The organism is Cytobacillus pseudoceanisediminis (genome assembly GCF_023516215.1).
GTDB lineage: Bacteria > Bacillota > Bacilli > Bacillales > Cytobacillaceae > Cytobacillus > Cytobacillus pseudoceanisediminis.
Map to the genome: position 1 here is coordinate 100,691 of NZ_CP097350.1, position 11,416 is coordinate 112,106.

General features: G+C 33.2%; 11 protein-coding genes and 2 pseudogenes. 8 read left to right on the forward strand and 5 right to left on the reverse strand.

Features of this window, described 5'->3' with window-relative positions; all coding sequences use genetic code 11:
- The first annotated feature begins 506 nt into the window (after nucleotides 1-506).
- Both M5V91_RS28970 and M5V91_RS28975 read left to right on the forward strand, forming a co-directional pair.
- Nucleotides 507-728 (forward strand): hypothetical protein, encoded by a 222-nt coding sequence (locus tag M5V91_RS28970; RefSeq protein WP_284522406.1) that lies wholly within the window; start codon nucleotides 507-509, stop codon nucleotides 726-728.
- Nucleotides 729-826: 98 nt separating this feature from the next.
- Nucleotides 827-1,342 carry a S1 family serine peptidase gene (locus M5V91_RS28975; RefSeq protein ID WP_284522407.1) on the forward strand — a complete coding sequence of 172 codons (516 nt, stop codon included), beginning with the start codon at nucleotides 827-829 and terminating at the stop codon, nucleotides 1,340-1,342.
- 510 nt (nucleotides 1,343-1,852) lie between these two features.
- On the opposite strand, the gene M5V91_RS28980 is transcribed toward M5V91_RS28975, so the two are convergent.
- A complete protein-coding gene (locus M5V91_RS28980; RefSeq protein WP_009335983.1) occupies nucleotides 1,853-2,764 on the reverse strand; it encodes a DUF3109 family protein in 912 nt (303 codons plus the stop codon).
- Between the two features lie 130 nt (nucleotides 2,765-2,894).
- Between M5V91_RS28980 and M5V91_RS28985 the strand changes: the two genes are divergently transcribed.
- The 5 genes from M5V91_RS28985 to M5V91_RS29005 all read left to right on the forward strand — a co-directional run bounded on the left by M5V91_RS28985 (nucleotide 2,895) and on the right by M5V91_RS29005 (nucleotide 6,224).
- A complete protein-coding gene (locus M5V91_RS28985; RefSeq protein WP_256815743.1) occupies nucleotides 2,895-3,020 on the forward strand; it encodes a hypothetical protein in 126 nt (41 codons plus the stop codon).
- A gap of 274 nt (nucleotides 3,021-3,294) precedes the next feature.
- Nucleotides 3,295-3,585, forward strand: coding sequence for a hypothetical protein (locus M5V91_RS28990; RefSeq protein WP_284522408.1), 291 nt, complete (start codon nucleotides 3,295-3,297; stop codon nucleotides 3,583-3,585).
- A gap of 10 nt (nucleotides 3,586-3,595) precedes the next feature.
- A complete protein-coding gene (locus M5V91_RS28995; RefSeq protein ID WP_009335984.1) occupies nucleotides 3,596-3,982 on the forward strand; it encodes a hypothetical protein in 387 nt (128 codons plus the stop codon).
- 113 nt (nucleotides 3,983-4,095) lie between these two features.
- Nucleotides 4,096-5,001 (forward strand): MsnO8 family LLM class oxidoreductase, encoded by a 906-nt coding sequence (locus M5V91_RS29000; RefSeq protein ID WP_369426018.1) that lies wholly within the window; start codon nucleotides 4,096-4,098, stop codon nucleotides 4,999-5,001.
- Between the two features lie 206 nt (nucleotides 5,002-5,207).
- Complete coding sequence (locus M5V91_RS29005) at nucleotides 5,208-6,224, forward strand: MFS transporter (protein ID WP_284522409.1); 1,017 nt, start codon at nucleotides 5,208-5,210, stop codon at nucleotides 6,222-6,224.
- 372 nt (nucleotides 6,225-6,596) lie between these two features.
- Here the strand turns inward: M5V91_RS29005 and M5V91_RS29010 are convergent, their stop codons facing one another.
- Nucleotides 6,597-7,172: a recombinase family protein gene (locus tag M5V91_RS29010; RefSeq protein ID WP_009335987.1), complete on the reverse strand. Its 576-nt coding sequence runs from the start codon at nucleotides 7,170-7,172 to the stop codon at nucleotides 6,597-6,599.
- A gap of 148 nt (nucleotides 7,173-7,320) precedes the next feature.
- Between M5V91_RS29010 and M5V91_RS29015 the strand changes: the two are divergent.
- A pseudogene (locus tag M5V91_RS29015) lies at nucleotides 7,321-9,603 on the forward strand (Tn3 family transposase); the annotation flags it as partial.
- Between the two features lie 275 nt (nucleotides 9,604-9,878).
- On the opposite strand, the gene M5V91_RS29020 reads toward M5V91_RS29015, so the two are convergent.
- The 3 genes and pseudogenes from M5V91_RS29020 to merR1 form a co-directional block, all read right to left on the reverse strand.
- Complete coding sequence (locus M5V91_RS29020; protein WP_019379931.1) at nucleotides 9,879-10,337, reverse strand: NUDIX domain-containing protein; 459 nt, start codon at nucleotides 10,335-10,337, stop codon at nucleotides 9,879-9,881.
- A gap of 9 nt (nucleotides 10,338-10,346) precedes the next feature.
- Nucleotides 10,347-10,801 (reverse strand): annotated as a pseudogene (locus M5V91_RS29025) (putative iron-sulfur cluster-binding metallochaperone).
- Nucleotides 10,802-10,857: 56 nt separating this feature from the next.
- Nucleotides 10,858-11,253, reverse strand: a complete 396-nt coding sequence (gene merR1, locus M5V91_RS29030) for a mercury resistance transcriptional regulator MerR1 (protein WP_019379929.1) — start codon at nucleotides 11,251-11,253, stop codon at nucleotides 10,858-10,860.
- Between the last annotated feature and the right edge of the window lie 163 nt (nucleotides 11,254-11,416).

The window sequence follows — 11,416 nt, forward strand, 5'->3', positions numbered from 1 at the left end:
ATTTAACAATATTTTTTACATTACTATTAAAACTAGCCCTTTTAACCTTATTAGGAGTATACTAGTATACTTTTGGAGTATTGGGTATTATTGGAATAATAACTTATCTAGGTTTATTTGCGTATATTTTAATTAATAAATATGTGCATAAAAGTATATTTTTTGCTTTAATCCTTGCTACTCATGCATATTGGGTTGGTGTATTATTCGTTCAACCCTTTTTATATTACGATTACCCTGAAATATATTACGAATCCGGAGAGGGTTATAATCCTCCTATCCTGACTCAAACATTTGTAAATCTTGGTCTTCTACAAAACTGTAGTCGACCTTTACATTTTGATCCTCAACTATACGAGAAATTACAGTTGACCCTATGATAACTTTTATTTAATGTATTTCTAATACAAAACCAGAACAATTTTTATAATTTGATATGACAAAAAGAAGATTAGGCTGGTGCCTGTATATATATATCGTTGTAAATAAAAGGAGGATTCAATTATATGCTCATTAAAGAATTAAATTATTCAACTGTAAGGATTATATCGAAGTTAAGTAATGGTAATAGCAGTACTGGGACTGGGTTTATTATAAGATTTGCTGAACAGTACAGAGCAGAGCAATATTTAAACGTGCCATCAATTGTTACTAATAAACATGTAATAGATGGAGCCATTGAGGTAACCGTAAGATTTCACGCTGCTAACGCAAATGGAAAAAAATAGACGACCAATGTGAGTTTACAGTGCCCCCAAGTCTCTTTTTCAAACATCCTGATCCCAATGTTGATTTATGCGCAATGCCGATTGCAGCTCTGTACAAAATGGCAGAGAAAGATCAAATTAAACCTTATTATTATGGACTACGGCTTCAACAGATACCAAAAGGGGATGAATTGAATAAGTATCACCCAGCTACAGATATAGTTGTTGTTGGTTATCCTAATGGACTCTGGGATGATGTAAATAATTTACCTATATTCAGGAAAGGTATATTGGCAACATCTCCATCTGTTATGTATAAAAATACTCAGGAATTTCTAATTGATTGTGCAATCTATCCAGGTTCAAGTGGATCACCAGTCCTTTCGGTTGAAACTCTTTTCAATAAGGACACCTTTGAACCTTTTTTATCTGTAAAACTACTAGGAATAGTATACGCAACATATCAACATAACGCACAAGGTGACTTAAGTATAATAAATATTCCAACAAGTATTAATACACCTGTTCCAAATCATTTAGGTTTGGTTATAAACTCTATTAGAATACATGAATTAAACAATATTATTAGTGACTATTATTCAGAGGGGACTCTTCAGAAATACATTATGCGTTAGGTTTTAAGCCAAAGCCTGATCAATAATGAATTTAGGTATAGAATTTAAAAAAACAAGGCCTATTATTTATTATAAAAGGGCACTTGTTTTTTTAAACTCATATGGTTCTTTTACATACAAAATAGGGGTATAGTCAGGAAAATGCGGATTTACAACGTTAAGGAAGTTCCAATATAAAAAGCCCAATTTCTCGGTATAACGCAAAAGAAATTGGGCTTTTGGGTATTCCTAAAATGAGAACTCAATCTTTATTAAACTCCACTAATATCAGTTTCAATATGTTGATTTCCTAAAAGTAATACCATAATTCGATCAAATAGTTCTCTGGAGGAGACAGCTCTCAATTTGCTTTTTCGACGAAAAGGCAGAACCCTTTAAAGAATTCTGTTGCCAGGAACTAATACTACTATAGAGCTAGCAATAAAATTGACTAATGTTTTATTCATGTTCTCCTTCCAATCAACAGTTCTATGAAATAGGAAATGTCAAACTTTTAATACATTTCCTATTCTAAAATGAGAGCATTCCCTTTTCAGTTAGTAGTTCACTTTTTGATCTAATAAACTCATATGTCTCATTACCATATAATTCTTTTATAAATCGTTTTTCTTGTTCGTAAGCAGGAACGTATTCATCTAAAACAAACACACCATCAGGAAGTGATGCTTTACTATATTCGCTCTGTGGTTTCCTAGTATCCATGATGAGTTTACGATGATTTTTGTTCAAACAGATATAGTTCAAATCAAACTTATTCCATCTGCTGAAACCTTTATTATCATTAACTGTTGATAAAATAACTTCATCATTTTCAGTTAGTTTTACGACATCAAGTACTGTATTATCATCAGCACCAAAAACAAAATCACTATTATCTGATAACTTTACTATATCTAAAGGATACATCATACAACCCTTGGGTTTTAGTTTTGTGTAGTTTATATTGTTCTTTATTGCATAACCATGAATTGCACAACCATGTGAGCCTTTTTCACCTATTTTAATTGAAAATATACACTTCCCACAATGCTCTATAAAGCTTCCGTTTTTATCTAATATCCCGTTTTCACTATAATATTTTTTTGATTTAAAATAGTCGGAATTTGATTGAGTTTCTTTAAAAATATTATCTACGTGGTTGTATACCTTATTAATATCTTCCTTAGTTGGGGGATAGGGAGAGCCATCACAACAAAGTGAGAAATGCGCTAAGTGACAATTCATACAATCTAGATTAACGGGTCTGCTTAGAGATTTAATATCAAAAAGATTCCCCATAAATTCAAATACACTAATATTGTAATTTTGTGAGATGTATTTATCTAAGTTCTCTTTTAAAACAGTTGCCATTGGAAAGTTAATGTAAGCATACTCCCTCGCTTTTTTATTTGATAATATACTAAACCCTCCTCTCTTTTTCAAATAGATTTAATAAAATAATTATAAAACAACAAAATAAATAATTACAATATTTTAAATTAATAGAAAATATTTGAAATTTAAAACAGAATATTGTATTATAATTCTGAATTTGGAAAAAGGAGGTGGGCTGATGTCTAAAATCAATGAAAACATAAAGCTATTCTCAAAGAACCATTTTAATGAAAAAGGAAGACGTGTTGTTGTCGTCCTAGTAATGCAATTACATGATGAAGGTAATAAAACAAGCGAGGAGTAAGCAGTGATTTGATTGGGGCAAGCCCCCTATTAAGTCATAAGGGGCTTGCCCCTAACCAGTAATTATCGAAAGGGGTTGTAAAAATATTGAGTAGCGTTGTCTCAAAGAAAACAAACCTAACTTTTTTAAACAAAAGGGAAATTAACAGAAACATTGATGCTGTTATTGATTATCATTTTGGGGAAGGTACTAGTAGCGGAATTCCTGATAATGAAAAAAAGGATACTTTATTCAAACATTAAACGCCCTTCAACAATCACAGATTCCTTTTGAATTGGATAATATTAAGATAATTTTTGATAGCGATATTCTGTGTGAACATTTAATCAATAATTACTTAATAGAAAAAAAGGATACCTTAGATGATAAACATTTATTCAACGAAGAGGAACGCAGAGAAATTGTTTATAATGTTGAAAAAGCGTTAGATTTAATAAAATTACTCCATCCTGATCTCCACTACCTAATTAATAAACACATTGGAACCCTCTACTTTATTAAGAAAGAAGGATTTGGTGGGGGTTCTGTCTCTGGTTTATTAGGCTTAATATGGCTTAACCCCTAAGAGATGGACCGTGATCGACTATGCTGAAGCACTTTACCATGAATTTATTCATAATAGTTTATTCTTGGATGACATGGTCAATTGTATTTTCCCAGATCCCCTTTCTTGTGAGAATGAAGAAGCTCTTACTACGTCGACGATTTTAAAAAAGAAGCGGCCATTAGACAAATCTTTCCACGCTGCTAATGTATCTATTGGAATAATGCATATGTACCATTTGTTAAGCGATAAAAAGAAATCTAGAATGTACGAAGAAGATCTGAAACGTACTATCGTAGAAATGAATGATAAAACTCAATTCTTAGGAGAACGTGGACTAGAAATACTTAAAGAAATGAATCACTTTATCAATACTTATGATTTCGATAGTATTACACTATCTCTAAGCGGTAAATGATTACTTGAAAACTATGCTTGCAGAGAACTTTTTCTGCAAGCATATATTCCGTGCTGTCAATCTATTACAGAAAAAAATTTAAAAGGATCAATGGAAAGAAAGGTGTTTATTGAATGGAATTAAGCATTCTTGATTTGGCTACTCTCGCTGTAGGGAAAACAGCAAAGGATGTTTTAGAGGATTCCACCAGATTGGCAAAGGCCGGAGAAGAATTTGGTTATACAAGATTTTGGATCGCTGAACATCATAATATATCTGCGCTCTGTTGCCCATCACCTGAAGTTATGCTCGGATACATTGGTGCTAATACTGAAACTATCCGTCTTGGTTCTGGAGCTACACTTCTCCCCTACTATAAACCTTATAAAATAGCTGAAACATTTAATTTGCTTTCATCTCTATTTCCTAACCGAATAGATTTAGGAGTAGGAAGAGGTCCTGGAGGCTCTCCAGAAGCGAAGTTAGCTCTTTCGGATAATTTTTCGGAGCAAGCAAAAAAATTTCCCGATACTGTGAAAGAGCTTAAAGACTTTCTTGATAATAGTTTCCCACATAAACACCCGTATTCGACTATAAATGCTTATCCAATCCCATCAGTTCCTCCACAATTATGGATTCTAGGAACTTCTTTAGAAAGCGCGAGGCTTGCAGCATTATACGGGGTCCCTTATGCATTTGGTCACTTTTTAAGTGCAAACAAAAGCTCAGAAATCATGAATTATTATCATAATAATTTAAAAGGTAAAGAAAGCGGCATTAAACCGAAAACAATTTTTGCTGTTTTTGTGATTTGTGCAGAGACAAATGAACGCGCCCAGGAGCTTGCAAGAAGTGCTTTATTATGGGAGGTACAATTATCAACAGGCATTGGCGATAAAGGACTTCCGTCTTTTATAGAGTCAAACGGCTATACTTTTAGTCGACAAGAGATGGAATTAATAAGAAACTTTAAGAATAAAATGATAATAGGATCACCAACAGAAGTGAAAAAAACTAATAGATATACAAAATACATATAAAGTAGATGAAATTATGATCTTAACTAATACTTTCTGTTTTGAAGATAGGATAAAATCATATAAGTTAATTGCAAAAGAAGTGTTTTCCGTGTAATTATTACATAGCCGAATTTAATTTTTTTCAAAGGAGAAGAATAGAGTAGAGGTGATTAAAATATGTAATCCTAATAAATAGTACTCAAATTATATGTAAAGGAGTATATTTTTTGCAAATAAAAACATCTTTCCGTTTTTTATGGATAGGCCAGTCAATTGCAAATTTAGGAGACATATTATATATAGTAAGCATAATTTCAATAGTGTACGAAATCACTGGGTCTGCATTTTATATGGCTCTATTTCCTTTTGTTAATACAGTTTCAAGGTTTATTAGTGGTTTTATTGCTCCTATTCTTTTAGAAAGATATAGAACGAAGCCACTTTTGGCATTTTCACAGTTTGGTAAAACAATCATTGTATTAATGCTCACAGTAAATTCAATCTATCTTTTTTCAATAGATAATATAATTTTCACCTTTGTATTTGTAATGTTTATTTCATTTCTAGATGGGTGGGCTAGCCCTGCTAGAGATTCATTGATTCCCAGGTATTTCGATTCAGAGGAGAAATTGGTTAAAGTAAATAGTTTTCTTTCTATAGTCGATCAGACAATCACTTTAGGAGGATGGCCAGCAGCTGGTATTTTAATCACTCTATTAGGATCAGGTAATCTACTAATTATAACAACTATATTATTCGTTATTTCAACCATTTTTATGTTTTTAATTAAGGATTTAGATAGAATTGAGGATGAACTCAATAAAGACGAACAAGAATCAGAAAAAATGACAAAGAAGGTTTTGCTGGAAGGATGGAATACAATATGGAAGACACCTTCTTTAAGAACAATTACGATTGTAGAATTTACGGAATCCATAGCAAATGTGGTATGGGTTGCAGCTATTCTGTATATCTATGTTGAAGAAGTTCTACAGGTTAGTGAAAATTGGTGGGGATATATCAATTCAAGCTTTTTTGCTGGTTTAATGATCGCTGGTTTTATTAGTTTAAAGTGGTCACAAACAATAACTAATAATTTGAGATTTGTAATCATTAGTGGAGCATTTCTTACCAGTATTACTACACTTATTTTTGGATTAATTTCAACTCCTTGGCTCGCACTTGTCATTTCCCTTTTTTCGGTTTTGGTAGTCAAATTAAGGGAGTTGCTCAACAAACTATAGTCCAAACGAGTGTTAATTCAAAATTATTATCAAAGGTATACTCTGCACAGGATAGTATCGTCTTTGGAACATTTGGTGTTTCAACTATTTTATTTGGGATATTTGCTGATCAATTTGGTGTGAGATTTACATTTTTATTAGCTGCATTTCTACTTTTCGCTTCAGCCTTTTTTGTCTCAATAAATCAAAAAACACTAAAACATATTAAAAGTGGGGAAATAAATAAGTGATTTGATAATTGAAATAAAGAGCCTATGTCAAAGATTTTAATATTCAATTTGACATAGGCTTTTATATTTTATTATTTTATCAAAATGCACACTTCCTCTTACAAGCTAATATTACCTTGCCCATTATTGGACTAAAGATCAACTAATTGTCCGGATCTGATAGCTTTCTGTATAATGAAGCTCTTGATACATTTGTGATTTCACAAATTTGATTTACAGTCATATTCCCTTCCTTATACAGCTTTACTGCATAATTCATTCCTGCGTGATTTTTATGATACTTCTTTAACCGACCTTTAAATTTTCCTTCTTTCTTAGCCAACTCAATCCCTTCACGTTGTCGCATACGAATAAGATCTCGCTCTAATTGGTTAACACCAGCCATTACCGTAATTAAGAATTGGCTGTATGGATTATCTTCTGATAAATCTAGCCATGTATCTTTTAGTGATTTTAAGCTTCCCTTTTTACCTCGTATGTTATCGATTAATTCAAATAGATCTTGTGTACTACGAGTGATTCGAGTTAAGTCTGTAACATAAATGATGTCATCTTTCTGTAAATTCCCTAACATTCTTTGAAGTTGCTCGCGATCCTTTGTTGCTCCTGAAACTTTCTCTTCATAAATAATATCCATTCCGATCTCGTTCAGCTGCTGAAATTGCCTTGAAGTATTTTGGCTAGTCGAACTGACACGTATATAACCGATCTTTCGCAAAAATACCACCTCACTTTTGAGACAAGTCTTGTGAGACACTCTTAACTATGATTCTATCAGTCTACTTCACTTGTATCAATAGAGTACACTCTATTGATATATAATTAAACTACTTAACTGAATAATTGCAGAAATGAGATGATACTGTATGAAAGTTGCAAGGGGTAGAGAATTACTTACACCAGATCAGAGACTGGCTCTAATGCAAATTCCTGAAGATGAATGGATATTGGGAACCTACTACACTTTTTCCAAACGAGATTTAGAAATTATAAATAAGCGAAGGAGGGAAGAAAACCGTTTAGGGTTCGCCGTTCAATTAGCCGTTCTTCGATATCCCGGTTGGCCATACACTCATATCAAAAGCATCTCAGATTCGTTCATACATTATATATCAAAACAAATTGGTGCCAGTCCATTTTCACTTAGTCTTTATCCTCAAAGAGAAAATACACTTTGGGATCATTTGAAAGAAATTCGAAGTGAATATGATTTTGTAACTTTTACCCTAAAAGAATACAGAATGACATTTAAGCATCTTCATCAATTAGCTTTGGAAAATGGCGATGCCATTCATCTACTACATGAATGTATCGACTTTCTAAGAAAAAACAAAATCATACTGCCTGCTATCACTACACTTGAGCGAATGGTGTGGGAGGCAAGAACAATGGCTGAAAAGAAGCTATTTAATACGGTTAGTCAGTCCCTAACAAATGAGCAAAAAGTAAAACTTGAAGAGATCATTACATCACAGCATCCATCCGAATCCAATAAAACGATTTTGGGTTGGTTAAAGGAACCACCGGGTCATCCTTCACCCGAAACATTTCTAAAAATAATAGAACGACTCGAATACCTACGGAGAATGGAATTAGAAACGGTACAAATTAGTCATTTGCACCGCAATCGCCTTTTACAATTATCTCGCTTAGGTTCAAGATATGAGCCTTATGCATTCCGTGACTTTCAGGAACATAAACGATATTCGATATTAACCGTCTATTTATTACATCTTACTCAGGAATTAACGGATAAAGCTTTTGAAATTCATGATAGACAAATACTCAGTCTGTTATCAAAAGGCCGTAAGGCTCAAGAAGAAATTCAGAAACAAAACGGTAAAAAGCTAAATGAGAAGGTTATACACTTTACGAATATCGGACAAGCCTTAATTAAAGCAAAGAAGGAAAAATTAGACGTATTTGAGGTTTTAGAATCCGTTATTGAATGGACTTCTTTTGTCTCCTCGGTGGAAGAAGCACAAGAACTTGCACGTCCAGCCGACTATGATTATTTAGACTTACTGCAAAAACGATTTTATTCACTTAGAAAATATACGCCAACGCTATTAAGGGTATTGGAATTTCATTCAACAAAGGCAAATGAGCCACTTTTACAAGCTGTTGAGATTATCCGAGGAATGAACGAATCGGGAAAGCGAAAAGTGCCTGATGACTCGCCTGTGGATTTTATTTCAAAACGTTGGAAAAAGCATTTATACGAGGATGATGGTACAACAATCAATCGTCATTACTATGAAATGGCTGTTTTAACAGAACTTCGGGAGCATGTTCGGGCAGGAGATGTTTCCATTGTTGGCAGCAGACAGTATAGAGATTTTGAGGAATATTTGTTTTCAGAAGATACATGGAGCCAAACGAAGGAGAATACGAGATTATCAGTTAGTTTATCATTCGAAGATTATATGACGGAGAGAACCAGCAGTCTTAATGAAAGGTTAAAGTGGTTAGCTTCTAATTCCAACAAGTTAGATGGAGTTTCTCTTGAAAAAGGAAAGTTGTCGATTGCACGCTTAGAAAAAGATTTTCCAGAAGAAGCAAAGAAATTTAGTGCAAGCCTGTATCAGATGCTACCAAGAACAAAATTAACTGATCTACTTATGGATGTTGCTCATATTACAGGATTCCATGAGCAATTCACCCATGCTTCTAACAATCGAAAACCGGATAAAGAAGAAACGACTATTATTATGGCTGCCCTTTTAGGAATGGGAATGAATATTGGTTTAAGCAAAATGGCTGAAGCAACACCCGGCCTTACGTATAAACAATTAGCCAATGTATCTCAATGGCGCATGCATGAAGATGCCATGAATAAAGCCCAAGCTGTATTAGTAAATTTTCATCACAAATTACAATTGTCCTCCTATTGGGGCGACGGTACAACATCCTCGTCAGATGGTATGAGAATGCAGCTAGGTGTTTCATCACTTCATGCAGATGCAAACCCACATTACGGGACTGGAAAAGGAGCCACCATCTACCGTTTTACTAGTGATCAATTCTCTTCTTACTACACAAAGATTATTCATACAAATTCAAGGGATGCAATTCATGTTTTGGATGGTTTGTTGCACCATGAAACGGATCTAAACATAGAGGAGCATTATACAGACACAGCCGGTTATCAATACCTTTTATAAAAAAGTTAGAATTTAAGTGTGTTCTTTCATTATAGACATGTATTTAAAGAATGATTTAAAAATGACTAACGATTCAAAGTCGTTAGCCATCTATTCAATAATCGCGCCTGATTGCTTAATATCAGAAAATTGAGAAGGTATTGCGAAAGGCCCCTAAGTTATTTTACTAATACACACTTTTGCACAATTAGGGGTAGCAATAACATTTTATCCTAAGAGAAAAGAGATATGTCGGAACAACATAAGAATTAACCTTTACATTATATTTTTTCAAGTTTTCCTTTTAATTCAACCAACTTATTCTTAATAAAAGGGTCTGTTTCTTCAGGTAACTGTTCTAATTTAAAAAATTCAGCTTCAATTGCTTGATTTGCATCAGGCGTTACTTCACCTTCATAGTCCGTACATAAATATCCTATTGCGACGATGTGGTACTCATCTTCACCACCCTCTAGCTTCGTATAGAGATCCAGACCAGAATAAACACCAAATAATTGTAATGAATTTATCGTTAGCCCTAAATCATCTTGTACATTTCTTTTAATACATTCCTCAACTGACTCATTTAACTGCAATATTCCACCGGGAACACTCCATGTTCCACCTTTGTATCTATTCAGTAAAATTTCTCCTTGATTATTCATGATAGCTACACTTGGTCGTACTATTATCAAAGGCGAATTTCCAATCATTTCCCTCATATTTTCACAATAATCCATAAAATCCTCCTACGAAAATTGATTAATGAACTTTGTAACATTTCCTAAACAACAACTACCTTGAGGATTATTTATCTCGCACCCACACCGATTTTCTTTTATATTTTCACGAATATGTTCTACTGGATTAGGGGGAATTCCTTCTTCAGAATATTGTTTAATTTTTTTGTCCAATCAAAACAATAACAAATTGGTGTAGTTACTGAGCCATCTTTTTGATGAACGGCTACCTTTATGTCAGATACAAGGTACTTTTTATTATTCGTATCAAAATAGACTACATCACAGTCTTCAGTTGAACAAAAATAGTGATTTTCTTTAGCGTTTAATGTTTCTAATGCAGATGGTTTAAGTAATGATTTTAGTGTAATCAATTTTACATTTTTAGCTTTATTTTTACATGATGGACAATTACCATTACTATCAATTTTTATTTCATTAACGTTACTACAACAATCTTCCATCATTCTTCCACCTTTACAATTTATTATTTCTATAAAAATTCTTTTGCTTTCTTTTCTTAATCCATTAAAGTTTCGATAATAGGACATTCATAAATATTTTTGTTTTCAGGACATCTTTCTTTAAGGTCTATCAACATTTGTTCAATTTTTTTAAGATCTTCAATTTTACGCTCGATGTCCTCTAATTTAAGAACAGTGAAATCATATATGTCACGGCACTTTGCTTCGTTGTGATCGACAACCCCTAGCAATTTATCAATTTCATTTAAGGTAAATCCCAATTCCTGCATCCGTTTTATGAAATTCAATCGATCAACCGTTTGTAGGGAAAACATTCGGTATCCTTTTTTGGTACGATTAGGTTCTGGAATTAAACCTAAACGCTCATAATACCGAATGGTCTCCTTGTTAACACCACACCTCTCAGCCAGTTCCCCAATACGATATTGCATCTATCTCACCTCATATATAGTATAAACCCTGTACCATAGTACAGGGTCAAGAAAAGTATTATTTACTAATCGATCTTACTATCTTAAAAAAACTGCCATTTTTCAATAATCCTTATTCGGCAATTTGGCGTGATTGCGGAATACAACTTATCTTTTAATGGCA

Coding starts and splice junctions, on each gene's coding strand:
- M5V91_RS28985 (WP_256815743.1), top strand. CDS start 2,895: ATGTCTAAAATCAATGAAAACATAAAGCTATTCTCAAAGAACCATTTT.
- M5V91_RS29020 (WP_019379931.1), bottom strand. CDS start 10,337: ATGGATTATTGTGAAAATATGAGGGAAATGATTGGAAATTCGCCTTTG.
- merR1 (WP_019379929.1), bottom strand. CDS start 11,253: ATGCAATATCGTATTGGGGAACTGGCTGAGAGGTGTGGTGTTAACAAG.
- M5V91_RS28975 (WP_284522407.1), top strand. CDS start 827: ATGGCAGAGAAAGATCAAATTAAACCTTATTATTATGGACTACGGCTT.
- M5V91_RS29000 (WP_369426018.1), top strand. CDS start 4,096: ATGGAATTAAGCATTCTTGATTTGGCTACTCTCGCTGTAGGGAAAACA.
- M5V91_RS28970 (WP_284522406.1), top strand. CDS start 507: ATGCTCATTAAAGAATTAAATTATTCAACTGTAAGGATTATATCGAAG.